A 25,393-nucleotide genomic window follows, 5' to 3' on the forward strand; every position below is an offset into this window, starting at 1 on the left:
AGTGCCGTCACTCCGCAGCCCGCCGGCCACCGCCCGGCACCACCCGCCTCACCTCGGCGAAATGGCACGCCGAGTCGTGCCGGGCCGGGCCCCGGACATCCCTGAACGGCTCCGGCACCGCCAAATGCGGCTCCTCCCCCGCGCACCGCTCCCGCGCCTTCCAGCAGCGGGTGCGGAACCGGCAACCGGAGGGGATGTCCGCGGGCGAGGGAACATCACCGGAAAGGATGATCCGCCCGCCGCCCCCGCCGTTCCCGGCCCCGCCGCCGTGCCCCTCGTCCCCGCCCCCGTCCCAGGCCGGCCCCCGCCCCCGTGCCGACGGATCGGGTACCGGCACCGCGGACAGCAGGGCCTGCGTGTACGGGTGCGTGGGATGGTCGCAGATCTCGGCTTCCCTCCCGGTCTCGACGATCCGCCCCAGGTACATCACCGCGATCCGGTCCGAGATGTGCCGGACGATCGACAGGTCGTGGGCGATGAACACATAGCCGAGGCCGAAGTCCTGCTGCAGCCGCTCCAGCAGGTTGACCACCTGCGCCTGGACGGACACGTCGAGGGCGGAGACGGGCTCGTCCGCCACGATGACCTCGGGCCGCAGTGCCAGTCCCCGTGCGATGCCGATGCGCTGGCGCTGCCCGCCGGAGAACTGATGCGGATAGCGGTTGACATACGCGGGATCGAGCCCGACGACGTCCAGCAGTTCCCGGACGCGCCGCCGCCGGTCGCCCTTCGGCGCGGCCTCGGGATGGATCTCGAACGGCTCGCCGACGATGTCACCGACGGTCATCCGGGGGTTCAGCGAGGTGTACGGATCCTGGAAGACGATCTGGATGTTGCGCCGGACGGCCCTCAGGGCCCGCGCCGAAAGCCGGGTGATGTCCTCCCCCTTGTAGCGGATGGCCCCGCTCGTCGGCCGCTCCAGGTTGACCAGGAGCTTCGCGAGGGTGGACTTGCCGCAGCCGGACTCGCCGACCACGCCCAGCGTCTCGCCGGCGCACAGGTCGAGGTCGACGCCGTCGACCGCCCTGACCGCCCCCACCTGCTTCCTGAACACGATGCCCCGGGTGAGCGGATAGTGCTTGTGCAGATCTCGCACCTCGATGATCGGCTCGGCGGGCCGGGTCGGCTCAGCCACGGAGGCACTCCCTCCAGAAGAAGCAGGCGCTCTCGCGCTCGGCGCTCACCCGGGACAGCTCCGGTTCGCCGGTCCGGCACACGTCCCGGGCCATCGGGCAGCGCGGATGGAAGGCGCAGCCCGGTGGGACGGCCACGGGGTTGGGCGGCAGGCCGCTGATGGCGTACAGATCCGCGTCCTTGCGGTCCGGGCGGGGGATCGAGTCGAGCAGTCCCCGGGTGTACGGATGGGCCGGGGCCTTGTACAGGTCGTGGACCGGTGCGGTCTCGACGATCCGGCCCGCGTACATCACGGCGATCCGGTCGGCGACGTCCGCGACGACACCGAGGTCGTGGGTGATCAGCACCAGTCCCATGCCGAGTTCGCGGCGCAGTTCGGCGAGGAGGTCCATCACCTGGGCCTGGACCGTCACGTCCAGGGCGGTCGTGGGTTCGTCGGCGATGATCAGATCCGGCTCGAGCGACAGCGCCATGGCGATCATGATGCGCTGGCGCATCCCCCCGCTGAACTGGTGCGGGTACTGGCCGACCCGCTCCCGCGCGGCCGGGATGCGGACCCGTTCCATCAGCTCGACGGCCTTCGCCCGGGCGCCCCTGCGCGACATGCCCCGGTGGACGGTGAACATCTCGCCGAGCTGGTCGCCGACGGTCAGCACCGGGTTCAGCGACGACAGCGCGTCCTGGAAGATCATGGCCATCCGGGCACCGCGGATCCTGCGGCGTTCGTCCTCCCTCAGTTTCAGCAGGTCCCGCCCCCGGAAGAGGATCTCCCCGCCGGTGATCCGGCCGGGCGGGGTGTCGAGGATGCCCATGGCGGCCTGGGCGGTGACGGACTTCCCCGACCCGGACTCGCCGAGTACGGCGAGGGTCTCGCCCGGGGCGACGGACCAGGAGACGCCGTCGACGGCTCTGGCGACCCCGTCGCGGGTACGGAACTCCACCCGCAGGTCCCGGACTTCCAGCAGCGGGCCGCCCGAGCGCAGAGCGCCGCCCGAGGGCGCCGGCGCCCCGGGCTCCCCGCCGGGAACGCCGGCCCCGCCGGGCGGAGTGCCGGTTTTCGGGCCGTTGTTCGGGCCGGTGCCGATTCCGGTGCTCGGGCCGGTGCTCATGCCGGTGCTCCTCAGCGCAGCTTGGGGTCGAGGGCGTCGCGCACCGCGTCGCCGAGCATGATGAACGCCAGCACGGTCACCGCGAGGGCGCCGGCCGGCCAGAGCAGCATGTGCGGGGCGTTGCGGATGTACGGCGACGCGGCGGAGATGTCGATTCCCCAGGACACCGTCGGCGGCCGCAGCCCGACGCCGAGGTACGACAGGGTCGCCTCCAGTGAGACGTATGTCCCGAGCGCGATGGTGGCCACCACGATCACCGGCGCGACGGCGTTGGGCATGACGTGCTTCAGGAGCAGCCGCGCCGGTGAGGCTCCCAGGGCCCGGGCGGCCTGCACATAGTCGTTCTGCTTGGCGGCGATCACCGAACCGCGGGCGATGCGGGAGACCTGCGGCCAGCCCAGCAGCAGCATGAACCCGATCACCGGCCAGACGGTGTCGCTCGTGACGACGGACAGCAGCACCAGTCCGCCGAGGACGACCGGGATGGCGAAGAAGACGTCGGTGAGCCGGGACAGCAGGGCGTCCGGGACCCCGCCGAGGAAGCCCGCGAACCCGCCGAGGGCGGAGCCGAGAAGCGCCACCCCGAGTGTGGCGCAGACGCCGACGGTCACCGAGGTCCGGGCGCCGTGGACGGTCCTGGTGTAGACGTCGCAGCCCTGGCCGTCGAAGCCGAAGGGATGGCCGGCCCGGGAACCCTGCTGCGCCCTGGCCAGGTCGCAGTCGAGGGGGTTGCCGGGGGCGATCAGCTGCGGCCAGACGGAGATGGCGAACAGGAAGAGGATGACGAGGGCCGCGACGACGAAGACGGGGTTGCGGCGCAGATCGTGCCAGGCATCGGACCACAGACTGCGCGGCCGGCCGGCGGGGCCCGGCCCGGACGGGCCGGCGGGCGCAGGGGCCTGCTCCAGGGTCCCGCCCTCGGCGGTGGCGAGGTCCATGGCGCCGCCGCCACCGGCCGGCGCGATGGCCGGTCCGTCGCCGTAGGGGGCCTCAGGCATAGCGGATCCTCGGGTCGAGTACGGCGTACAGCAGGTCCACGAGCAGGTTCACCAGCAGGAACACCAGCACCAGCACCGTCACGAAGCCGACGACGGTCTGGGTGCTCTGGCGGAGGATGCCCTGGTACAGCTGGTAGCCGACGCCGTGGATGTTGAAGATCCGCTCGGTCACGATGGCCCCTCCCATCAGGGCGCCGATGTCGGCGCCGATGAAGGTGACCACCGGGATCAGCGAGTTGCGCAGCAGATGGCGGGTCATGACGCGGCGGCGGGGCAGGCCCTTGGCGATGGCCGTGCGCACATAGTCGGCGCGCCGGTTCTCGGCGATGGAGGTCCTGGTCAGCCGGGTGACATAGGCGAGCGAGACGGCGGCGAGGACGAGCCCGGGCACGATCAGCTCGTCGAGCGGGGCCTCGGCGGACACGGACGGCCGGATCCAGCCCCACTTCACGCCGAGCAGCAGTTGCAGCAGCAGGCCGGTGACGAAGGTCGGGACGGCGATCACGACCAGGGTGGCCAGCAGGACGCCGGTGTCGACGGGACGGCCCCGGCGGAGCCCGGTGAGCATGCCCAGGCCCACGCCGATGACGATCTCGAAGAAGATCGCCACCAGGGTGAGCCGGATGGTGACCGGGAAGGCGTCGGCCATCAGCTCGACGACCGGCTGCCCGTTGAAGGCGGTGCCGAAGTCCCCGGTGACGACGTTGCCCATGGAGGTCAGGTACTGCTGCCAGAGGGGCCTGTCGAGGCCGAACTCCGCGCGCAGCCGGGCCGCGGTGGCCGGGTCGCAACGCCGCTCTCCGCAGAGCCCGGCGACGGGGTCGCCCATGACGTTGACCATCAGGAAGATCAGCAGGGTGGCTCCGGCGAACACCGGGATCATCTGGAGCAGGCGCCGGATCACATAACGTCCCATGATGTGCTCCACGGGTCCGGGCGGGCAGGCAGGTGGTTGCGTGGGCGGCTGGGCGGCTGGGGCTGGGCGTCAGTCGACGGTGATCTCTTCGTAGACGGGGACGCTGAACTGGTTCAGGGAGACGTCGGAGATCCGCTCGGAGTAGCCGGCGCTGCCGTTCTGGTACCAGAGCGGGATGGCCGCCATCTGGTCCCTGACGACGCCCTCCGCCTTCTTGAAGGTCTCGATCGCCCGGGCGGGGTCGGTCTCCGCGTTGGCCTGGTCGACCAGGCGGTCGAAGGTCTCGTTGCTCCACTTGCCGTCGTTGGAGGAGGCGTCGGTGTAGTAGAGCGGCTGGAGGAAGTTCTGGATGAGCGGGTAGTCCATCTGCCAGCCGGCCCGGAAGGGGCCGCTCATCTTCGACTGCGTGATCTGGTTGCGGTAGTCGGCGAAGGTGCCGACGGGGTTGCCGACGCAGGCCCGGTCGTCGCCGAGCGCGTTGTTGATCGAGTTGCACACGGCGTCGACCCACTGCCGGTGGGAGCCGGTGTCGGTGTTGTAGGTGATCCTGACCTGGCCGCCCGGGATGCCGCCGCCCTCGGCGATCAGCTTCCTCGCGCGGGCGGGGTCGTAGGTGCAGTGGACGCCGCACAGCCCCTCGTCGTAGCCGCCGTCGGGACCGAGGACGGGTGAGGTCCAGTCCTTGGCGGGGGTACGGGTCCGCTGGAAGATCGTGTCGGTGATCTGCTGCCGGTTGATCGCCATGGACAGGCCCCGGCGGACCTTCTCCTGTCCGGGCCTGTTCCAGTCCGGGTCGTAGTAGGGGAAGGCCAGGGTCTGGACGATGCCGGCCGGGGTGTTGATGTACCGGTCGCCGAGATCGGCCCTGACGTTGCGGAGCTGGGCCGCCGGCACGTCGTCGACGAGATCGAGATGACCTGCCGTCAGATCGGTGTAGGCGGTGCTGCTGTCGGTGTAGACCTTCAGGTCGACCCCGCCGTTGCGCGCCTTGTCCTCACCCGGATAGCCGTCCCAGCGGCGCAGGGACATCCGGGCGCCCCTGGTGTAGCTGTCGACGGTGTAGGGGCCGTTGCCGACGGGGCGGGCCAGCCAGCCGTCGTGGTCGCTGAAGAAGCTGCTGGGCAGCGGCGCGAACGCGGCGTAGCCGAGGGTCTCGGGCCAGGTGGAGAACTTCTGGGTGAGGGTGACGGTGAAGGTCCGCTCGCCCGTCACCTTCAGGCCCGACATGGTCTGCGCGGTGGGCCGGCCGGAGGCGGGATGGACCTGGTCGTATCCTTCGATGTAGCCGAAGAAATAGGCGTTGCGCTGGTTGTTGTCCAGGTGCGCACCGTAGTTCCAGGCGTCGACGAAGGACTTCGCGGTGACGGGCTCGCCGTCGGAGAAGGTCCAGCCGCTCCGCACGGTGACGGTGAACTCGACGGAGTCGTCCGTCTCGATCCGCTCGGCGAGCATGTCCTCGGCCTCGCCGGTTCTCGGGTCGTAGCGCTTCAGGCCCCGGAAGATCATGTCGAGGACCTTGCCGCCCTGGACCTCGTTGGTGTTCGCCGGTTCCAGCGGGTTCTGGGGGTCGCCCCAGGAGGACGTCACGATGCCGTCGGGCCCGCCGGCCGGTGCCCCGCCGCCGCACGCGCCGGCCGCGAGGACGACGGCGGCCGCGCAGGCGGCCCGGGTGAGGTGAGCGGCTCCGCGCATGGGGTGCCTCCAGTTGGTCGCCGATCCGGCCTGGGCACTCCATGTGTTGACGGCGAGGGGAAAAGCACACATCGGGTTGGGCTCAACGGGTGGGCGACCGCGGGGCCGTACGGGCGATGGCCGGGACGCCGGACGGCCGCCCCCGCCCCGGCCCGTGCGCGGCAGCGGGCGCAGTCGGCCGGGCGGCCCTTCCCGCACCGGGCGGGGGAAGACTCCGGGCGAGCAGCGGACGCCCCCGGGTAAGCGGAGCGTCCGGCGCGGACCTCTCGGCCGGGGCGGTGCGGGGGAGGACGCCCCGGGTGGGGAGCGTCCGAGCCGGGCGCGGTCGCGCGGATCCCCTGATCCGGCCGGGCCCGGCGCTCTGCCCCGCCGGGCCTTCGCACGGCTTCGCACGGGCCTTCCGCCTGGGCGGTCGCCCGTGCCGGGCACAGCACGCAGCGGGGCTCCCCCTCGGGGGAGCCCCGTCGTCCGGCCGTCAGCACGGTGCCCGGACGCCCGGACGCGGCTGGTGCCGCGGCAGGCGGTGCTCGCCCCGTCGCGACGCCCGGCGTTCCCACCCGCCCCACCCGCCCGGCACGGCGGACTGCGGCGTCGACGAATCAACCGGGCAGGCGCCCGACGGGGTCCCTCCGGCGCCCTGCGACGCCCCGCGCCGGACGCCGCGCCCCGACGGGCGCACCCTGCTGACGGGACACTAGGCCGCGTGCACGACGTCCTTCTCCTCGGCGAAGTGGCAGGCCGACTCGTGTGCCGCAGGAGTGTCCCGGCCGGCGAAGCGCTCGGGGACGGCCAGCAGCGGCACCTCGGTGGCGCACTTGTCCTCGGCCTTCCAGCACCGGGTACGGAAGCTGCAGCCCGACGGCGGGTTCGCCGGCGACGGGACGTCGCCCGAGAGGATGATCCGCTCCCGGACCTCGCGGGACTCGGGGTCGGGCACCGGCACCGCCGACAGCAGGGCCTGGGTGTACGGATGCGTCGGGTGGTCGTAGATCTGCGTGTCCGTGCCGATCTCCGCCATCCGGCCCAGGTACATCACGCCGACCCGGTCGGAGATGTGCCGGACGATGGACAGGTCGTGGGCGATGAAGACGTAGGAGAGGTCGAACTCGTCCTGGAGTTTGCCCATCAGGTTGATGACCTGTGCCTGCACGGAGACGTCGAGCGCCGACACCGGCTCGTCGCAGACGATGATCTCCGGGTTCAGTGCGAGGCCCCGGGCGATCCCGATGCGCTGCCGCTGACCGCCGGAGAACTGGTGCGGGTACCGGTTGATGTACTCGGGGTTCAGGCCCACCACGTCCAGCAGTTCCTGGACCCTGCGGCTCCGGTCGCCCTTGGGTGCCACCTCGGGGTGGATGTCGAAGGGCTCCCCGATGATGTCGCCGACCGTCATCCGCGGATTGAGCGAGGTGTACGGGTCCTGGAAGACCATCTGGATGTTGCGGCGGACGGCCTTCAGCGCGCGCCCGGACAGCCGGGTGATGTCCTGCCCCTTGTAGAAGACCTCACCGGACGTGGCGGTCTCCAGCGACATCAGCAGCTTGGCGACGGTCGACTTGCCGCAGCCGGACTCGCCGACGATGCCGAGGGTCTCGCCCTGGTGGAGGTCGAACGAGACGCCGTCCACCGCCTTGACCGCGCCGATCTTCTTCTTGAAGAGGATGCCCTGGGTCATCGGGAAGTGCTTGACCAGATTGCGCACCCGGAGGATCGGCTCGCCGCGGTCGACCGGCGCGCCGGCGGTGCCGGCGGGCTTCGCCTCCGCGGCCGGCGGCTGGACGCCGGTGCGGTCCGGGGAGTCGACCAGGGCCTCGTCGTTCTTGCTGAGCTCAGCCATGGATCGTCTCCTTCCAGAAGTGGCACGCGCTGCCGCGGCCGGGCAGCTCGGTGCCGTCCTGCTCGGTCACCTGGTGCAGTGCCGGGACGTCCGTGCGGCAGACGTCTCCGGCCTTCGGGCAGCGCGGGTTGAACGCGCAACCGGTGGGGATCCGCGTCAGGTTGGGCGGCAGACCCTTGATCGCGTACAGCTCCTCGCCCTTCTGGTCCAGGCGGGGGATCGAGTCGAGCAGACCCCGGGTGTACGGATGGGCCGGGCGCTGGTACAGCTCGTGGACGGGCGCGGTCTCGACAATCCGGCCCGCGTACATCACGGCGATCCTGTCCGCGACGTCCGCGACCACACCGAGGTCGTGGGTGATCAGGATCAGGCCCATGTTGTACTCGGCCTGCAGTTCCGCCAGCAGATCCATGACCTGCGCCTGGACGGTCACATCGAGCGCGGTGGTCGGCTCGTCGGCGATGATCAGGTCCGGCTCCAGCGCGAGCGCCATGGCGATCATGATGCGCTGGCGCATTCCGCCGGAGAACTGGTGCGGGTAGTCGCCGACCCGGGCGGCGGCGGCGGGAATCTTGACCTTGTCCATCAGCTCGATGGCCTTGGCCTTGGCTTCCTTCTTCGACAGGCCCTCGTGCACCCGGAACATCTCGCCGAGCTGGTAGCCCACCGAGAGCACCGGGTTCAGGGACGACAGCGCGTCCTGGAAGATCATCGCGATCTTGCGGCCGCGGAGCGCACGGCGCTCCTCGGCGGACATCCTGAGCATGTCCTGGCCGCGGAAGAGGATCTCGCCCTTGGGGATACGCCCCGGAGGCATGTCCAGGATGCCCATGACGGCCTGGGCCGTCACGGACTTGCCCGAGCCGGACTCGCCGAGCACGGCGAGCGTCTCACCGGCGCTGACGGAGTAGTTCACCCCGTTGACGGCCTTGGTGACGCCGTCCCGGGTGTGGAACTCCACATGCAGGTCGCGGACTTCGAGCAGCGGGCCTTCGTGCTGCCGATCGCCGCGGGGGGCGGGGACGTCCGCCGTTGTTTCGATGATGGTCATGTACGCCTCCCTCAGCGCAGCTTGGGGTCGAGGGCGTTGCGTACCGCATCGCCGAACATGAGGAACGCGAGCACCGTGATCGAGACCATCACCGAGGGGATGATCAGGACGTGGGGCGCGTTTCGGAGCTGCTCGCGTCCGCTGGAGACGTCGACGCCCCAGGACACGGTGGGCTCGGCCAGACCGACGCCGAGGAACGACAGCGTCGCCTCGGCCGCGATGTAGCCGCCCAGGGCGATGGTGGCGACGACGATGATCGGGGCGAGGGCGTTGGGCAGGACGTGCCGGAGCAGGATGCGGCTGGTGGAGGCGCCGAGCGCCTTGGCGGCCACCACGTAGTCGGCCTGCTTGATGTTGATGACCGCGCCGCGGGCGACACGGGCGATCACGGTCCAGCCGAGGAACACCAGGGCGAGGATGACCACCCAGATGGAGCGGTTCTCGAAGCCGGTCAGCACGACGAGCGCGCCCAGCAGGAACGGGATGCCCATGAAGATGTCGGTGACGCGCGACAGCAGCGAGTCGGTGAGGCCGCCGAAGTAGCCGGCCGCCATGCCGATGATGGTCCCGATGATCGTGACCAGCGCGGTGACGCCGACACCCACCATGATCGAGGCACGGGCGCCGTAGATGACCCGCGCGTAGATGGAACGCCCCTGGCCGTCGTAGCCGAACCAGTCCGGGGCGAAGAAGTGGCCCCAGTTGGGGTGCTGCAGGTAGTGGTTGGCCAGGTCGGCGTCACGCGGCGAGGCCGAGGTGAACAGGCCCGGGAAGGCCGAGATGGCCAGCAGCACCAGGATGAGCCCGGCGGAGATCAGGAACAGCGGGTTGCGGCGCAGGTCGCCCCAGGCGTCGGACCAGAGGCTGCGCGCCTTCTCCGGCTTGGCGGTCACGGCCGCGGGGGCGTCGTCCGGGGCGGTGGCGCCGGCCTCGGTCTCGGCGGACACCGCGGTGGCTGCGGTCTTCTCAGGCATACCGGATCCTCGGGTCCAGGACCGCGTAGAGCAGGTCGACGAGCAGGCTGGCGAGCAGATAGACGAGGACGATCAGTGAGGCGATGCCGACGACGGTGGCGCCCTCGCGGCGGAACAGCGCCTCGTAGATGGCGTCACCGACACCCTGCACGTTGAAGATGCCCTCGGTGACGATCGCCCCGGCCATCAGGTTGCCGATGTCGGTACCGAGGAAGGTGACCACCGGGACGAGCGAGTTGCGCATCAGGTGGACGCCGACGATGCGGCGGCGGGGCAGGCCCTTGGCCACCGCGGTGCGCATGTAGTCGGCGCGCAGGTTCTCCGCGATCGACGTGCGGGTCAGACGGGCCACATAGGCCAGGGAGAGCGAGCCCAGGACGATCGCCGGGAGGAACAGGTCGCCGAAGCTCTCGGAGTCCTGCACGGTCGGGGTGGTCAGCCCCAGCTGGAACGCGAACAGGTACTGCATCAGGTAGCCCAGCACGAAGGAGGGCATCGAGATCAGCACCAGGGTGAGGCCGAGGAGGCCGCGGTCGCGGACCGACTCGGGCCTCAGGCCCGCCACGATGCCGAGTCCGATACCGACGATCACCGTGAAGGTGAAGGCGAACAGCGTCAGCCGCACGGAGACGGGGAACGCATGAGCGATGATCTCGGAGATGGGTCGGCCGCTGCCGATCTCCGTACCGAAGTCGCCCTGCAGCAGACCGGTGAAGTAGTTCACGTACTGCTGCCACAGCGGCAGGTCGAGACCGAGTTCGTGCCGCTTCGCCTCGAGGACGGCGGGATCGAAAGCCTGGTCCCCCATGAGCGCTCTGACGGGGTCGCCGGGAAGCGCGTACATCATGGCGAAGATCAGGAAAGTTGACCCGATGAACACCGGGATCATCTGGAGCAGTCGCCGTGCGACGTAGCGCCCCATAGGTGCCTCCGTGAGGGGATTACCGGGCCCGGGGCGCCGACACATCGCGGACAGCCCCCGGACCACCGCCGCCGCCGGATGACCGACGGCGGCGGGTGATGGCCGAGTGGGGTGAGGACCCGTCAAGGGTTACTTGACGGTGACTCCGGTCAGCTCGAGGTCACCGTGGAAGTCGACCTCCACGTTGTCGACGCCCTTGCCGTGGCCACCGTTGATGCGGTAGTACCAGAGCGGGATCGCCGGCATCTCATCGAGCAGCTTCTTCTCGACCTCCTGGTAGCCCTTCACGGACTCCTCGAGGGAGTTGGCCTTGTCGGCCTCCGCCATCATCTTGTCGATGGCGGCGTTCTTGAAGCGACCGTTGTTCGCCTCGGCACCGGAGTGGTAGAGCTCCTTGATGAAGTTCACGTTGACCGGGTAGTCGGCCACCCAGCCGCCGCGGTACATCGACTTCACCTGGTCGTTGTCGCGGGCCTCGAGGTCCGTGGCGAAGTCCGGCTTGGCGTCGCCGACGCAGTCGACACCGGTCGCGTTGCGGATCGACTCGCAGACGGCGGTCACCCACTCCTTGTGGCCACCGTCGGAGTTGTACTGGATGAGGACCTTGTTGCCGGGGACGCCGCCACCCTCGGTCACCAGCTGCTTCGCCTTGGCCGGGTCGTATGTGAACACGTCCGTGCCCAGGTCCTGGTTGCCCTTGACCTGCGGCGGCACAAAGCTCGTCGCGGGGGTGCGGGTGCTGTTCAGGACGGTCTTGGTGATCGTCTCACGGTCGATCGCCATCGACAGGCCCTGGCGCACCTTCGGGTCCATGTCCTTGAAGGTCGAGGTGTAGAACGCCGGGACGAGGGTCTGGATCGCCGCGTACGGCTGCTCGATGGCGCCCTCGCCGAGGTCCTGCTTGTACTTCGGCAGGTCGGTCGGGCCGACCTGGCGGATGATGTCCAGGTTGCCGGAGACGACGTCCTGGTACGCGGCCTCGACGGTCGCGTAGTGCTTGAACTGGATGCCCTTGTTCTGCGCCTTGTTCGGGCCCTGGTAGTCAGGGTTGGCCGCGACCTGGATCAGCTTCTTGCGCGTCCAGCTCTCGAACTTGTACGGACCGTTGCCGATCGGCTTCTTGCCGAACGCCTTCGGGTCGTCGTAGAAGACCTTCGGGAGCGGGGCGAAGGTGGAGTAGCCCAGCTTGTAGTTGAAGTACGGGACCTTCTCGGTCAGCTCGATGGTGAAGGTGGTGTCGTCCACGACCTTCAGACCCGACATCGTGTCGGCCTTCGGGGCGCCGCTCTCGGGGTGGACGTCGGCGTAGCCGGCGATGTCCGAGAACCAGAAGCTGTTCTGCTGCTGGTTCTCGACGTTGGCGTACCAGTTCCACGCGTCGACGTAGGACTGCGCGGTGACCGCCTCGCCGTTGTGGAACTTCCAGCCGGACTTCAGCTTGACGGTCCAGGTCTTGGAGTCGGCGGTGGTGACGGACTCGGCGTTCGTGTAGACGATCTCGCCCTCGGCGTCGAAGTCCAGCAGCTGAGTGAAGAGCGACTGGATGACGTAGGAGCCGAGGCTCTCGTTGGTGTCGGCCGGGATCAGCGGCTTCTGCGGCTCGCCGACGTCGATCGAGACATAGCCCTCGGGCTTGCCCGACGAGCTCTTCTTGCCCTCGTCACCACTGCCACCACCGCAGGCGGTGGCCGCCATCGCGACGACGATCGCACCGGCCACCCACTTGGCGCTCTTGGCACCGCGCATGGGTTCCTCCTCATGAGTCCACTAGTCACTGCAAGAAGGGCACTCCGTCTACGCGCGCTGACACCCCTGACAGCGCGCCCGCCGAGTACCGCGAGTGTGCTCGTGAGCCGGCGCTCCCCACCGCGCTTGACCCATTGACCCGAGCTCAACGGAGCCAACTATTAAGGAGGCCGGGGCCGTAAACCACACTTAAAGGGTCTCGTTTTGACAACATCGGCGAGGCCGGTCGGCCCGAAATCCGGACAAAGCGATCAGAGACAGACACCCGCGAAACGGACCCTTGACACAAGTTCCGGAGCGCGCCGTCCGATAAACGGACATGATGACCGGGGCCGGTGGCCGAAACCCGCTTGACCGGAGACCCGGCGCCCACCGTGCCGGGGGGGCCGGGCCTCCGCCGAGGAGACGGGGCGCGGATCAGCCGTGCTTGGCCCGCGAGGCGGCGCGGGCGCGCTCGCGGGCGTCCAGGTTGACCTTGCGGATGCGCACGGCCTCCGGGGTCACCTCGACGCACTCGTCGTCGCGGCAGAACTCCAGCGACTGCTCGAGCGACAGCTTGCGCGGCGGGACGATGGACTCCGCGACATCGGCCGTGGAGGAGCGCATGTTCGTGAGCTTCTTCTCCTTGGTGATGTTCACGTCCATGTCGTCGGAACGGGAGTTCTCGCCGACGATCATGCCCTCGTAGACCTCGGTGCCCGGCTCGACGAAGAGCACGCCGCGCTCCTGGAGGTTGGTCATGGCGAAGGCGGTGACGGCACCGGACCGGTCCGCGACCAGCGAGCCGTTGTTGCGGGTCTGCAGGTTGCCGAACCACGGCTCGTGGCCCTCGTGGATCGAGTGGGCGATCCCGGTGCCGCGGGTGTTGGTCAGGAACTCGGTACGGAAGCCGATCAGGCCGCGGGACGGCACGACGAACTCCATGCGGACCCAGCCGGAGCCGTGGTTGGACATGTTGTCCATACGGCCCTTGCGCACGCCCATGAGCTGGGTGACGGCACCCATATGCTCCTCGGGCACGTCGATGGTCATGCGCTCGACCGGCTCGTGCAGCCTGCCGTCGACCTCCTTGGTGACCACCTGGGGCTTGCCGATCGTCAGCTCGAAGCCCTCCCGGCGCATCGTCTCGACCAGGATCGCCAGGGCCAGCTCGCCACGGCCCTGGACCTCCCAGGCGTCGGGGCGCTCGGTGTCGAGGACGCGCAGCGAGACGTTGCCGATGAGCTCGCGGTCGAGGCGGTCCTTGACCTGGCGGGCGGTGACCTTGCGGTCCTTGACCCCGCCCTTGTTGTCAGCGCCCTTGCCGGTGGCGCCCCGGCCCACGAGCGGGGAGGTGTTGGTGCCGATGGTCATGGAGATGGCCGGCTCGTCGACCGTGATCAGCGGCAGCGCGACCGGGTTCTCCGGGTCGGCCAGGGTCTCGCCGATCATGATGTCGGGGATGCCGGCGACGGCGCAGATGTCACCGGGGCCCGCGACCTCGGCCGGCTTGCGGGTGAGCGCCTCGGTCATCATCAGCTCGGAGATGCGGACGCCGGCGACCGAGCCGTCGCGCTTGATCCACGCCACCGTCTGGCCCTTGCGGAGCTCGCCCTGCTCGACGCGCAGCAGCGCGATACGGCCCAGGAAGTTGTCGGCGTCGAGGTTGGTGACGTGGGCCTGGAGGGGAGCACCGTCGTCGTACGTCGGGGCCGGGATGTGCGCCAGGATGGTGGAGAAGAACGGCTCCAGGCTGTCGCTGTCGGCGGGGACGGTGCCGTCCTCCGGCTTGGTCAGCGACGCGACGCCGTCGCGGCCGCAGGCGTAGACGATCGGGAACTCGATCTGGTCCTCGTCGGCGTCCAGGTCGAGGAAGAGGTCGTAGGTCTCGTTGACGACCTCGTCGATCCGGGAGTCCGGGCGGTCGGTCTTGTTGATGCACAGGATGACCGGCATCCGCCGCTGGAGCGCCTTGCGGAGCACGAAGCGGGTCTGCGGGAGCGGGCCCTCGGAGGCGTCCACCAGCAGCACCACGCCGTCGACCATCGACAGTCCCCGCTCGACCTCGCCGCCGAAGTCGGCGTGGCCGGGGGTGTCGATGATGTTGATGGTGATGGGGGCCCCGCCGTCCTTGGGGTGGTACTTCACCGCCGTGTTCTTGGCGAGGATCGTGATGCCCTTCTCACGCTCCAGGTCGTTCGAGTCCATGACCCGGTCGTCGACGGAGTCGAGCTGGTGCGCGGCGAAGGCTCCGGCCTGCTTCAGCATGGCGTCGACTATGGTCGTCTTGCCGTGGTCGACGTGGGCGACGATGGCGACGTTGCGGATGTCGTGGCGCGTGGGCATGGGTGGCTTGCGCTTCTCTCGGGTCGTGGGATGCGGCGTCGGTTCCTCTTACGCCCGCCGGGCGGACGCGCCACGGCTGTGTCCATGGTACGGGGCCGCCGCGCACAGGGCTTCCCCGGCCGATCCGAACCGGCACGACCCGGTACGACCCTGTCCGCCGGGGCCTGCGGGACGCAACGGACCTGAGCGGCATCCGAGGTCCGGACCACCGGAGCGGAGGGTCCCGCGACGGGCGCTCCCGGCTCCCCGCACGCGGAACAGGGCACCCGCGCCCACCACCGCAGGGGGCCGTTCGGGCCCGGCGGCCCCCTGCGGCACCGGGAACCCGGGGCAGCCCACCACCGCCGGGCCCGAACGGCCCCGAACGGCCCGGACCGGACGGCGGAGCGCGGCCGTCCGCTCCCGCCGCGGACGCTTGGCGGACGGCAGCGGTCGCGGGTGGGCGTGCGCCCGCACCGCTGGTGGGTGTGCGCCCGCACCCGCAGGCCGGCCGGCTCCCGGCCGCCCGGCGAGGAGCCGCTCGCTCAGTCCCGTTCCGCCCCGGGTGCCGCCTCCGTCCTCACGAAGCCGATGTCCTGGTAGCGCGGTGCCGAGAAGCCGAACGCGCCCGCGTTGGCCAGGTCGTGCTTCGCGGCCACCAGCTCGGGACGCTGGTAGAGGGGAATGGAGGCGGCCGCGGCCCAGATCCGGGAGTCGACCTGCTTCATCAGATCGCGCGCCTTCCTCTCGTCCAGTTCGGAGGCGGCTTCGTCGAAGAGCTGGTCGATGCGGTCCGTACCGACCCGGGTGTAGTTCTGCTCCACCAGCAGCGACCCGTCCGTCGCCGGCTGGGGCTTGGCGTAGATCGGGCGGGCGTCGGTCGCCGGGTAGGCCGTGGCCGGCCAGGACCAGAGGGCGAGGTCGTAGTGCCCCGATGCGATGTGGTCCTTGAAGAAGGACTCGTCCGCGACCTTCTTCACCTCCGTACTGACCCCGATCCGGTCCAGCATCGCGCGGATGCGGTCCGCGACCGTGCGCAGCGGTTCGGATCCCGGGCCCGAGGGGAGGACGAAACGCAGGCTGAGCGGCTGACCGTCCTTGCCGAGCGGTCCCGCGACCGGGTTCCGGCCCGGGGCCCGGGTGCCGACCGGCGCGTAGGCGCCCGCGACGCCGCCCTCCCTCCCGTACGCCTCGGGCATCGCCTTGTCCCCGTCACTGCCGGCGGGGAGGGCCAGGGGACCGCGGGCGGGCGGCTTGTCGTCACCGCCGCTGCCGGAGGCCGCGGGGGGTGCGGGGACGGCCGGGGTTCCCGGGCTCCCGGGGACTGCGGAGGCCCCGGAGGGCGGACCGGCAGCCGCCGGACTCCCCGCCACCGGGCTGCCCACCGCCGGGCCGGGCACGGCCGGGCTCTGCGCCGCCGCCGGGCTCTGCGCCCCCGGACCCTGCGCCGCCGGACCCTGCGCCGCCGGACCCTGCGCCGCCGGGCTGCCGGCGGCGGGGCTCTGCGCCGGGCCCGCCTCGGTGCCGGAACCCGCCACCCGGGCGCCCTCCGGAGTCCAGCCCGCATCGGCGAGCAGCGCCTGCGCCTCCTCGGTGTCCTGCCCGCCGAGGGCACCGCTGCTGTCCGCGTAGCCGGGCTGCCCGGCGAGCGCCAGATGGCTGCCGACCGGCTTTGCGGGCAGTCCCAGCGGCTTCAGCACGGTCTCGGCGAGCGCCCGGCGGTCCAGCGCACGCGCCACGGCACGCCGTACCCGCTCGTCCGCGAGCGGCCCTGACTCCCCGTTGAGGGCGAGCTGGGTGTAGGCGGGCTCCAGCGACTTGCGTACCACGAATCCGCGCAACCCGGTCTGCTCGCCGCTGAGCCTCGTGAGCCCGGCGCCCCCGCGCCCCCGCGCGAGCGACCCGCCGCCGGCCGTGGTCTCCGCAGGCCCTCCGGTGGAACGTTCCTGCGGTGAGCCCCCGGCGGATTCCCCGGCCCTCGTGGGTACCGGGCCCGGACCGCTGCCGCCGTCCCCGCCGTCCGGGGCGTCCGGGGCGTCCGGGGCGTCGTGTGCCGCCGCGATACGGTCCGCGACGCCACGGTCGACCTCGGCCAGATCGACCTCGCCCGCGGCGAGTGCCGCCGCGCGCCGGTCGCGCGGTACGGCCCGCAGCACGATCGAGTCGAGCTTGGCCGGGTCACCCCACCAGCGCGGGTTGCGGGCGAGGGTGACGGTGCCGCCCTCGCCGTCGACCTTCTGCAGGGAGAAGGGCCCCGCGGTCACCGGGAGCTCCGAGCGGGCCCCGTCGTTGAAGGCCGCCGGGGTGCCCATCGTCTCCTTGGGGTAGAGCGGGGAGAACAGCGATCGCCAGTCGGCGTACGGTCTCGCGAAGGTGACCCGGACCTCCAGGTCGCTCCTGCCCCGCTCGATCTTCTCGATCCGCTCGTAGCCGGCGTTGCGCGCGGTCCAGTACGCCGTGTCCTTGCCGTTGAGCGCCCGCCACTGGGCGACGAAGTCCGGCGCGCCGATCTCCCTCCCGTCCGTCCAGACCGCCTCCTGGTTCAGCTTGTAGAGGACCACCTGCTTGGGCTCGCGGTCGACGAGCTCGGCCGATTCCAGGTAGTCGGGGTTGAGCTGCGGACGGCCCCGCTGGTCCAGCGTGAAGAGGGACGGGAGGACGGCGCCGGTGACCCGGCCGGTTGCGCTGTCCGCGTCGGCCTGGAACGCGTTGAGCGTCGCCGGTACGGAGTCGACGGCCCATCGCAGGGTGCCGCCCTTCTCCACCCGGTCGCGCCCGGCGGGGCCGATGTCCGAGGGGGCCGCCACGCCGCCGGAGCGGCCCTCCCCCGACGTGCAGCCGGCCAGCACCGGCAGGGCCAGCACACCGCTGGTGAGCAGTGCCACCGAGCGCAGGGTGCGGGTACGGCCCGGCAGGATGCCGCCGGACCGGGCACCTGGGGCTCCCGGGCGGGGGGTACGGGAGCGGGTCCTCCCGCGCGGGGCGTCGACATCGGACATGACATCGGACATGACATCGGACATGACTTAGACCCCTTCGCCCGATTGGCCGGGTATCCGGTGGATTCTGGTGATGATCACACCTATTGCGCCTCCACTGAAGGGGACGGAGGACGGGCTGCGGAGCCGACACGGCGGAGCGGTCCGAAAACCCCACCCACACGGCCCAGCCGAGAGCCCCTAACGGGTGGCGCATACCGCGAATCGGTGCACGCGCCCTTCACAAGCGGGGACGCGAGGCGCGAGACTCGCAGGCGCACACAGCCCTCTGGGGGACAAGCCCCAGACACCCGCATGCCACCGCGACCGCGGAAGTGAGGGCAGTTCATGTCCCTGCAGGACGAGTTGACGGACGTCAAACGCCGTCTCGACGACCTGACCCGCACGGTCGAACGGCTGGAGCGGAGCCTCGCGCCCAAGCGCGGGAACGCACCCCGGACCCAGCCGGCCGACCGCCCGAGAGACCTGGTCACCATTCCCGACACCCCGTACGACAGTTCGCTGTGGACGGACTCGGACGACGAAGGCCTGGGTGCGCGCGACCGGCACGCGCCCTAGGAGCTTCGTTGGCCACAGGCACCGAACCTCATACCGACACAGGCGTGCGCGGCGCCGCCCGCGCCGCCATCGCCGCCCGCCACCTCAGGACGGACCGCTGGTGGCTCGCGCCCGCCGCGACCGCCGGCGGTCTGCTCGCCTTCATCGTCTACTCGACGTGGCGGGCCTTCGCGAACAGCGACTACTACGCGGCGCCCTATGTCTCGCCGTTCTACTCGCCCTGCCTCGCCGAGAACTGCGTACCCATGAAGGGCGGGCCCAACTGGGAGATCTTCGGGAGCTGGTGGACCCTGTCCCCCGCCCTGCTCATCCTGGTCTTCCCGCTGGGCTTCCGGCTGACCTGCTACTACTACCGCAAGGCCTACTACCGCGGCTTCTGGGCCTCGCCCCCGGCCTGTGCGGTCGCCGAGCCGCACAGGAAGTACACGGGCGAGACCCGCTTCCCGCTGATCCTGCAGAACATGCACCGCTACTTCTTCTACGCGGCGCTTCCGGTGGCGGTCATCCTCACCTACGACACGGCCCTCGCCTTCCGGGACGCGGAATACGCCTGGGGCCACATGGGCCTCGGCACCGTGGTCTTCCTCGTGAACATCGTGCTGATCTGGGCGTACACCCTGTCCTGCCACTCCTGCCGGCACATCATCGGCGGTCGGCTGCGGCACTTCTCCAGGCACCCGGTGCGCTACCGGCTGTGGGGCCTCGTCGGCAGGCTGAACGAGCGCCACATGCTGCTCGCCTGGTCGTCGTTGATCAGCGTCGCCCTCGCCGACTTCTACGTCTATCTGCTCGCCTCCGGCGCCTTCGTCGATCCGCGCTTCTTCTAGGGGAAAGGTGCTGAACCATGAGCGAGCTCGAACGGCAGCGATGGGATGTCGTCGTGGTGGGCGCGGGTGGTGCGGGGCTCCGGGCCGCCATCGAGGCGCGTGAGGCGGGCGCTCGTACGGCCGTCATCTGCAAGTCCCTGTTCGGCAAGGCCCACACCGTGATGGCCGAGGGCGGGATCGCCGCCTCCATGGGCAATGTGAACCCCCGCGACAACTGGCAGGTCCACTTCCGGGACACCATGCGCGGCGGCAAGTTCCTCAACCAGTGGCGGATGGCGGAACTGCACGCCCAGGAGGCCCCCGACCGGGTCTGGGAGCTGGAGACCTGGGGCGCGCTCTTCGACCGCACCGGGGACGGGAAGATCTCCCAGCGCAACTTCGGCGGCCATGAGTACCCGCGCCTGGCCCATGTCGGCGACCGGACAGGACTGGAGCTGATCCGGACCCTCCAGCAGAAGATCGTCTCGCTCCAGCAGGAGGACGAGCGGGAGTTCGGCGACCACGAGGCACGGTTGAGGATCTTCCAGGAGTGCACGGTGACCCGGGTGCTCAAGGACGGCGACCGGGTGGCGGGCACGTTCTGCTACGAGCGCGAGTCCGGGCGCTTCTTCGTGCTGGAGGCGCCGGCCGTCGTCCTCGCCACCGGAGGCATCGGCAAGTCCTTCAAGGTGACCTCCAACTCCTGGGAGTACACCGGCGACGGGCACGCACTGGCGCTGCTGGCCGGGGCGCCGCTTGTGAACATGGAGTTCGTGCAGTTCCATCCGACCGGGATGGTCTGGCCGCCCTCGGTGAAGGGCATCCTCGTCACCGAGTCGGTACGCGGCGACGGCGGGGTGCTGCGCAACTCCGAGGGCAGACGGTTCATGTTCGACTACGTCCCCTACGTCTTCAAGGAGAAGTACGCGGACACGGAGGAGGAGGGCGACCGCTGGTACGACGACCCGGACCACAACCGGCGTCCCCCCGAACTGCTCCCCCGCGACGAGGTCGCCCGGGCCATCAACGCGGAAGTGAAGGCGGGCCGCGGCTCACCGCACGGCGGGGTGTTCCTGGACGTCTCCACCCGGATGCCGGCCGAGGTGATCAGGCGCCGGCTGCCGTCCATGTACCACCAGTTCAAGGAGCTGGCGGACGTCGACATCACCGCGGAGGCCATGGAGGTCGGGCCCACCTGCCACTATGTGATGGGCGGCATCGCGGTCGACTCGGACACGGCGGCCGCGGCCGGTGTGCCCGGCCTGTACGCGGCGGGCGAGGTCGCCGGCGGCATGCACGGCTCCAACCGCCTGGGCGGCAACTCGCTTTCGGACCTGCTGGTCTTCGGCCGGCGCGCCGGACTGCACGCGGCCGGGTACGCGGCGGGCCTCGCCGGGCGGCTGCCCGCCGTGGCCGGGGAGCAGATCGACGCGGCCGCCACGGAGGCACTGCGCCCCTTCAGCGCCGAGGGGCCCGCGGCGGACGCCCCTCCGGAGAACCCGTACACGCTCCACCAGGAACTCCAGCAGACGATGAACGACCTCGTCGGCATCATCCGGCGGGAGGCCGAGATGACGCAGGCGCTGAAGAGGCTCGCCGAACTCCGGGGCAGGGCCCGGCGGGCGGGAGTGGAGGGGCACCGCCAGTTCAACCCCGGCTGGCACCTCGCCCTGGACCTGCGCAACATGCTGCTGGTCAGCGAGTGCATCGCCCGTTCCGCACTGGAGCGCACCGAGAGCCGCGGCGGCCACACCCGTGAGGACAACCCCGCGATGGAGCGCGAGTGGCGCCGGATCAATCTGCTGTGCAGGCTCGCCGACCGCTCCCCGTCCTTCGGGCCGGTGGAGCCCGGCGCACCGCCCGCCGACCCGGTACGCGGCCAGATCGACCTCGCGCGGAGTACCGCCGCGCCCATCCGCCCCGACCTGCTCGCCCTCTTCGAGAAGGAGGAGCTGGTCAAGTACCTCGCCGAAGAGGAGCTGTACGCATGAGCACGTACGACGCCCGGTTCAAGGTCTGGCGGGGCGACGGGGACGGCGGGGGCCTCGAGGACTTCACGGTCGAGGTCCACGACGGCGAGGTCGTCCTCGACATCATCCACCGGCTGCAGGCGACCCAGGCGCCGGACCTCGCGGTGCGCTGGAACTGCAAGGCCGGCAAGTGCGGCTCGTGCAGCGCGGAGATCAACGGCCGGCCCCGGCTGATGTGCATGACCCGTATGTCGGTGTTCGACCCTGCCGACACCGTCACGGTCACCCCGATGCGCGCCTTCCCCGTGGTGCGGGACCTGGTCACGGACGTGTCGTTCAACTACACCAAGGCCCGTGAGGTGCCGTCCTTCGTGCCGCCGCAAGGGGTCGCGGCGGGCGAGTACCGGATGCAGCAGATCGATGTGGACCGCTCACAGGAGTTCCGCAAGTGCATCGAGTGCTTCCTGTGCCAGGACACCTGCCATGTGGTGCGTGACCACGAGGAGAACAAGCCGGCGTTCGCCGGGCCGCGCTTCCTGATGCGCGTGGCCGAACTCGACATGCATCCGCTGGACGCGGCCGCGGAATCGGGCCTGGACCGCAGGCGCACGGCCCAGGACGAGCACGGCCTGGGCTACTGCAACATCACCAAGTGCTGCACCGAGGTGTGCCCCGAGGGCATCCACATCACGGACAATGCGCTGATCCCGCTCAAGGAGCGGGCGGCCGACCGGAAGTACGACCCGCTGGTGTGGCTGGGCAGCAGGATCCGCCGCCGGGGCGAGCACACCGCATAGCCGGCTCCACTCATCCGTGCCCGGGCGCCCGTGCCCGGGCACGGGCCTCCCGCCGCGGGGGAGGCGGGTGTTCCGGTCGTGGCCGGGTGATCCGGTCACGGGAGGGCGTTCCGGTCACGGGAGGGGCGGCCGTCCGGGTCGGAACACGGGCGTCCATGTGGGAACACGGGCGTCCCCGCCGCGGAGCGGGCGCCCTACCGGGCAAGGGCGCCACCGTCGCGAGGCGGGTCCGGTTCGCCTCGCGACGGGGGTTCCTCGCGGCGGCTCAGAACATGCTCAGCAGCTGCTCCGCGCTGGGCTCCGCCGCCGAGTCCCCGTCGGGCAGAGCGAGTTCGAACCACACCGTCTTGCCCCGGGGGGTGCGGCGCGAGCCCCAGGCCGCGCTCAGCAGCCCGACCAGCTGCAGTCCCCGGCCGCCCTCGTCGGTGTCCCGCGCCCGCCGGCGCCGCGGCTGCACCAGGCCGGAGTCCCACACCTCGCAGACGAGCGTACGCTCGCGCAGCAGCCGCAGCCGGATCTCGCCCTCGCCGTACCGCAGGGCGTTGGTGACCAGCTCGCTGACGAGCAGTTCGACCGTGTCGACGAGCGGGTCGAGGTCCCAGGCGACGAGCTGCGCGCGGGCCAGCTCCCGGGCGCGGCCCACCGACCGGGGTTCGCGCGGCAGCCGCCAGTCCCCCACGGCCTCGGCCGCCAGGCCCTGGACGCGGGCCATCAGCAGCGCGATGTCGTCCTCACCGTGCCGGGTGTCGAGGGTGGCGAGCACGCGGTCGCAGACGTCCTCGAGCGAACGGGAGCGGGCTCCGCCGTCGGCGGGGGCGGGCGTATCGACGTCCGAAGCGTCACCGAGAACATCTGGGGCACGGGCTTCCGGTACGGGGCGGGCCGGCTCGGTCAGGGCACGGCGGAAGGCGGCGAGCCCCTCCTCAAGCGGATGGTCGCGCGACTCGACGAGGCCGTCGGTGTACAGCGCGAGCAGCGCGCCCTCCGGAAGCTCGACCTGGACCTCCTCGAAGGGTTCGCCGCCGACGCCGAGCGGCATCCCGGGCGGCACGTCGAGCATCAGCGCCTCCTCGCCCGGCTCGACGAGTACCGGGGGCAGATGACCCGCGTTGGCGAAGGTGCACCGCCGGGTCACCGGGTCGTACACGGCGTAGACGCAGGTCGCCAGGTAGACCTCGGAGAGCTCGGGCCCGCGGGACTTGTGGGCGACCCTGGACGCCTGCTGCGCGCCGATGGGTGCGCCGAGGCCGCGGGCGATCTCGTCGAGCGCCGAGAGCACCTCCGCTGGTTCCAGGTCCAGCAGCGCCAGCGTCCTTACGGCGGTGCGGAGTTCGCCCATGGCGACGGCGGCGCGCAGACCCCGCCCCATGACGTCGCCCACGACGAGTGCGGTGCGATGGCCGGGGAGTTCGATGACGTCGAACCAGTCGCCGCCGACCTCGGTCGCGGTGTTCCCCGGGAGGTAGCGGCAGGCGATGTCCAGTCCGGCGGCCTCCGGATCGCCGGGCGGCAGCAGGCTGCGCTGGAGGATGAGTGCACGCTCGTGCTCGCGGCGGTAGAGGCGGGCGTTGTCGATGCAGACCGCGGCACGCGCGGCCAGTTCGACGGCGAGCGCCCGGTCCCGTTCGCCGAAGGGCTCGCTGCCCTTGGCCCGGGAGAACCGGGCGAGGCCCACGACCGTGTCGTGGGCGACCATCGGCACGGCCAGCGTGGACTGGACGAGGCTGCCGTCCTCGCCGGGGATGAGGCGGACCCTGGCGGTGCGCAGGGCCTTGGCGCAGGCGGAGCTGAAGGGGTAGCGGTGCACAGCGCCGACCGGGGGGCCTGCCGGGGCGGCTGCTCCGGAGGCGGCTTCGAGCAGGGTCTCGGAGAGGGTGCTGGCGAAGGCGACCCTGCGCAGTTCCGCGCTGCCGCCGCAGCTCTCGGACCGGGCGGGGGCCAAGCGTCCCGGTGGTGCCTCGTCGCCGGTGAGCAGCCCCTGGTAGAGGTCCACGGAGGCGAGGTCGCAGAAGCCGGGGACGGCGACATCGAGGAGTTCCCGCGCGGTGGTCTCAAGGTCGAGGGAGGTGCCGATCCGGGCGCCTGCGTCGTTGAGCAGGGCGAGGTTGCGGCGGGCGCTCGCGGCCTCACGCGCCGCGATCTGACGTCGTGTCACATCGACGCCGAGCCCCGCGACCCCTACCGGCCGACCGGAACCGCTGTGCACACGATAGAGGTTGACGGACCAGTGCCGCCGCTCCGATGTGCCGGGGGCACTGCCGACGATCTGGAGTTCGGTGACGGACTCACCGGTCGCCAGCACCCGCTGGAGCGCCGCGGTCATCCGCTCAGCCTCGGGTCGGGAGAGGTAGTCGTTCACGGTCCGGCCCCGGTGGTCCTCCGCGGATCCACCGAAGACGGCCGCAAAACGCTCGTTGGCCCGCAGCACCGTGAGGTCGGGACCGAACAGAAGAAAGCCAAATGGGGATTGACCGAAAATCGCCTGCGAGGAGGCGAGGTCCGTCTCGATCCGCCGTAGGGCGCGTACGTCGACGACGATACAGAGCGCGGCACGCTCGCCGTTCCCCGTCTCACTCGGCATCACATAGACCTCGGCCAGTCCGTGCGCGCCGCGCTCCCCGGGCAGGCGGAAGGGGACGAGCCCCGTCCACTCCCTGCCGTCCAGGATCTCGGCGATCTTGCGGTGGCCTCGGGAGCGGAGCTCCGAGGGGATGAAGACGTCGACCGGATCCTTGCCCCTGACATCCCGGGCGGCGATGCCGAACTGCTCCGCGGCGCGGCGGCTCCACTGGTCGACCAGCCCGTCCGGGCCGATCGAGAACGACGCGACCTTGACATAGTCGTAGATGGAGCCGGGCGGACTGCTCTGCCACACCACGTCGCCCGGCATCTCAGGTATCTCGCTCACGCGACCGCCCCCTCCAGCTCACCGCACCGGACCGGCCATGCCCGAAGTATTCAGCACTACGGCACCTGGCGGCACGGCGTTCACGATCACAGCACGGTCTCGTTCGTTTCACGCCGGGGCCGCGGTGATCGTCGTCCCCCACACTCCTAACCAGGCACGGGCAGCTCGAACCACACGGTCTTACCCGTTCTGCCCCGTCGCGTCCCCCAGCGGCGGGCCGCACAGGCCACCAGTTGCAGCCCCCGCCCGCCCTCGTCCTCAGGCCCGGCGGGACGTTCCCGGGGTGGATCCGGAAGGGGATCGGACACCTCCACGAGCAGCGCCGGTGGCCGCGGCGGGGCCGTACCGTCCACGCCCGGCCTCACCAGGCGCACCCCGATGGGCCCGGAGGTGTACCGAAGGGAATTGGTCACGAGCTCGCTGACCAGCAGTACCGTCACATCGACGAGGGCGGGCTCGAGGCCCCACTGCCGCAGTGCGTCACGGACGGCGTGCCGGGCCGAGCGGACGGCGTCCGGCTCGGCAGGGAAGGTCCACTCGGCGGATGCGCCCTCGGTGTGGATCACGCCGACCACTTCCCGGACCTGCCACGGAGTCCCGTCCTCTTCGGGACGGCAATCAGCACATACCCGATATATGGCGTGACGTACCCCCGCGAGGGGCGCGCGATGG

Annotated in this window: 18 protein-coding genes; 4 read left to right on the forward strand and 14 right to left on the reverse strand. The window is 70.9% G+C overall.

Features of this window, described 5'->3' with window-relative positions; translation table 11 throughout:
• Positions 1-7: 7 nt before the first annotated feature.
• The 12 genes from SCWH03_RS19035 to SCWH03_RS19090 form a co-directional block, all read right to left on the reverse strand.
• Entirely contained in the window at positions 8-1,135 is a 1,128-nt protein-coding gene (locus SCWH03_RS19035; protein WP_173265464.1) for an ABC transporter ATP-binding protein, read from the reverse strand.
• On the reverse strand, positions 1,128-2,243 hold the full coding sequence (locus SCWH03_RS19040; RefSeq protein ID WP_254076853.1) for an ABC transporter ATP-binding protein: 1,116 nt from the start codon (positions 2,241-2,243) through the stop codon (positions 1,128-1,130). Before SCWH03_RS19040 ends, SCWH03_RS19035 begins: the two co-directional genes overlap by 8 nt.
• Positions 2,244-2,254: 11 nt before the next feature.
• Complete coding sequence (locus SCWH03_RS19045) at positions 2,255-3,241, reverse strand: ABC transporter permease (protein ID WP_173265465.1); 987 nt, start codon at positions 3,239-3,241, stop codon at positions 2,255-2,257.
• On the reverse strand, positions 3,234-4,157 hold the full coding sequence (locus SCWH03_RS19050) for an ABC transporter permease (RefSeq protein ID WP_173265466.1): 924 nt from the start codon (positions 4,155-4,157) through the stop codon (positions 3,234-3,236). Before SCWH03_RS19050 ends, SCWH03_RS19045 begins: the two co-directional genes overlap by 8 nt.
• 69 nt (positions 4,158-4,226) lie before the next feature.
• Positions 4,227-5,849 (reverse strand): peptide ABC transporter substrate-binding protein, encoded by a 1,623-nt coding sequence (locus SCWH03_RS19055; protein ID WP_173265467.1) that lies wholly within the window; start codon positions 5,847-5,849, stop codon positions 4,227-4,229.
• Positions 5,850-6,543: 694 nt separating this feature from the next.
• Positions 6,544-7,686 carry an ABC transporter ATP-binding protein gene (locus SCWH03_RS19060; protein WP_173265468.1) on the reverse strand — a complete coding sequence of 381 codons (1,143 nt, stop codon included), beginning with the start codon at positions 7,684-7,686 and terminating at the stop codon, positions 6,544-6,546.
• The gene (locus SCWH03_RS19065) at positions 7,679-8,737 is read right to left on the reverse strand and encodes an ABC transporter ATP-binding protein (RefSeq protein ID WP_173265469.1); all 1,059 of its coding nucleotides are present in this window, start codon (positions 8,735-8,737) and stop codon (positions 7,679-7,681) included. The genes SCWH03_RS19060 and SCWH03_RS19065 overlap by 8 nt, the downstream gene beginning before the upstream one ends.
• An 11-nt stretch (positions 8,738-8,748) precedes the next feature.
• Entirely contained in the window at positions 8,749-9,711 is a 963-nt protein-coding gene (locus SCWH03_RS19070; protein WP_173265470.1) for an ABC transporter permease, read from the reverse strand.
• Positions 9,704-10,633, reverse strand: a complete 930-nt coding sequence (locus tag SCWH03_RS19075) for an ABC transporter permease (protein ID WP_173265471.1) — start codon at positions 10,631-10,633, stop codon at positions 9,704-9,706. Before SCWH03_RS19075 ends, SCWH03_RS19070 begins: the two co-directional genes overlap by 8 nt.
• Before the next feature lie 129 nt (positions 10,634-10,762).
• Positions 10,763-12,379 carry a peptide ABC transporter substrate-binding protein gene (locus tag SCWH03_RS19080; protein WP_173265472.1) on the reverse strand — a complete coding sequence of 539 codons (1,617 nt, stop codon included), beginning with the start codon at positions 12,377-12,379 and terminating at the stop codon, positions 10,763-10,765.
• A gap of 417 nt (positions 12,380-12,796) precedes the next feature.
• Positions 12,797-14,704, reverse strand: a complete 1,908-nt coding sequence (gene typA, locus SCWH03_RS19085) for a translational GTPase TypA (protein ID WP_173265473.1) — start codon at positions 14,702-14,704, stop codon at positions 12,797-12,799.
• 524 nt (positions 14,705-15,228) lie between these two features.
• Positions 15,229-17,706 carry an ABC transporter family substrate-binding protein gene (locus SCWH03_RS19090; protein ID WP_254076854.1) on the reverse strand — a complete coding sequence of 826 codons (2,478 nt, stop codon included), beginning with the start codon at positions 17,704-17,706 and terminating at the stop codon, positions 15,229-15,231.
• A 303-nt stretch (positions 17,707-18,009) separates the two neighbouring features.
• Here SCWH03_RS19090 and SCWH03_RS19095 point away from each other — a divergent pair, with 303 nt between their 5' ends.
• From SCWH03_RS19095 to SCWH03_RS19110, 4 genes are read left to right on the forward strand one after another with little or no spacing between them, the layout of a single operon-like run.
• Positions 18,010-18,240: an Rv0250c family protein gene (locus SCWH03_RS19095; protein WP_173265474.1), complete on the forward strand. Its 231-nt coding sequence runs from the start codon at positions 18,010-18,012 to the stop codon at positions 18,238-18,240.
• Between the two features lie 8 nt (positions 18,241-18,248).
• A complete protein-coding gene (gene sdhC, locus SCWH03_RS19100; protein ID WP_173265475.1) occupies positions 18,249-19,067 on the forward strand; it encodes a succinate dehydrogenase subunit SdhC in 819 nt (272 codons plus the stop codon).
• Positions 19,068-19,084: 17 nt separating this feature from the next.
• A complete protein-coding gene (locus SCWH03_RS19105; RefSeq protein WP_173265476.1) occupies positions 19,085-21,037 on the forward strand; it encodes a fumarate reductase/succinate dehydrogenase flavoprotein subunit in 1,953 nt (650 codons plus the stop codon).
• On the forward strand, positions 21,034-21,813 hold the full coding sequence (locus SCWH03_RS19110) for a succinate dehydrogenase/fumarate reductase iron-sulfur subunit (RefSeq protein ID WP_173265477.1): 780 nt from the start codon (positions 21,034-21,036) through the stop codon (positions 21,811-21,813). Before SCWH03_RS19105 ends, SCWH03_RS19110 begins: the two co-directional genes overlap by 4 nt.
• Before the next feature lie 265 nt (positions 21,814-22,078).
• Here SCWH03_RS19110 and SCWH03_RS19115 read toward each other — a convergent pair whose 3' ends face one another.
• Together SCWH03_RS19115 and SCWH03_RS19120 are read right to left on the reverse strand one after the other, a co-directional pair.
• Entirely contained in the window at positions 22,079-24,721 is a 2,643-nt protein-coding gene (locus tag SCWH03_RS19115; RefSeq protein ID WP_173265478.1) for a SpoIIE family protein phosphatase, read from the reverse strand.
• A 146-nt stretch (positions 24,722-24,867) separates the two neighbouring features.
• A complete protein-coding gene (locus tag SCWH03_RS19120) occupies positions 24,868-25,296 on the reverse strand; it encodes an ATP-binding protein (RefSeq protein ID WP_173265479.1) in 429 nt (142 codons plus the stop codon).
• Between the last annotated feature and the right edge of the window lie 97 nt (positions 25,297-25,393).

This window comes from Streptomyces pacificus (assembly GCF_011766325.1).
GTDB lineage: Bacteria > Actinomycetota > Actinomycetes > Streptomycetales > Streptomycetaceae > Streptomyces > Streptomyces pacificus.

Bases quoted from the DNA above. Each gene is read 5' to 3' on its own strand.
- SCWH03_RS19055 (WP_173265467.1), bottom strand. From the start codon at position 5,849: ATGCGCGGAGCCGCTCACCTCACCCGGGCCGCCTGCGCGGCCGCCGTC.
- SCWH03_RS19070 (WP_173265470.1), bottom strand. From the start codon at position 9,711: ATGCCTGAGAAGACCGCAGCCACCGCGGTGTCCGCCGAGACCGAGGCC.
- SCWH03_RS19110 (WP_173265477.1), top strand. From the start codon at position 21,034: ATGAGCACGTACGACGCCCGGTTCAAGGTCTGGCGGGGCGACGGGGAC.
- SCWH03_RS19105 (WP_173265476.1), top strand. From the start codon at position 19,085: ATGAGCGAGCTCGAACGGCAGCGATGGGATGTCGTCGTGGTGGGCGCG.
- SCWH03_RS19095 (WP_173265474.1), top strand. From the start codon at position 18,010: ATGTCCCTGCAGGACGAGTTGACGGACGTCAAACGCCGTCTCGACGAC.
- typA (WP_173265473.1), bottom strand. From the start codon at position 14,704: ATGCCCACGCGCCACGACATCCGCAACGTCGCCATCGTCGCCCACGTC.
- SCWH03_RS19080 (WP_173265472.1), bottom strand. From the start codon at position 12,379: ATGCGCGGTGCCAAGAGCGCCAAGTGGGTGGCCGGTGCGATCGTCGTC.
- SCWH03_RS19075 (WP_173265471.1), bottom strand. From the start codon at position 10,633: ATGGGGCGCTACGTCGCACGGCGACTGCTCCAGATGATCCCGGTGTTC.
- SCWH03_RS19040 (WP_254076853.1), bottom strand. From the start codon at position 2,243: ATGAGCACCGGCCCGAGCACCGGAATCGGCACCGGCCCGAACAACGGC.
- SCWH03_RS19065 (WP_173265469.1), bottom strand. From the start codon at position 8,737: ATGACCATCATCGAAACAACGGCGGACGTCCCCGCCCCCCGCGGCGAT.
- SCWH03_RS19060 (WP_173265468.1), bottom strand. From the start codon at position 7,686: ATGGCTGAGCTCAGCAAGAACGACGAGGCCCTGGTCGACTCCCCGGAC.
- SCWH03_RS19045 (WP_173265465.1), bottom strand. From the start codon at position 3,241: ATGCCTGAGGCCCCCTACGGCGACGGACCGGCCATCGCGCCGGCCGGT.
- SCWH03_RS19050 (WP_173265466.1), bottom strand. From the start codon at position 4,157: ATGGGACGTTATGTGATCCGGCGCCTGCTCCAGATGATCCCGGTGTTC.
- SCWH03_RS19090 (WP_254076854.1), bottom strand. From the start codon at position 17,706: ATGTCCGATGTCATGTCCGATGTCATGTCCGATGTCGACGCCCCGCGC.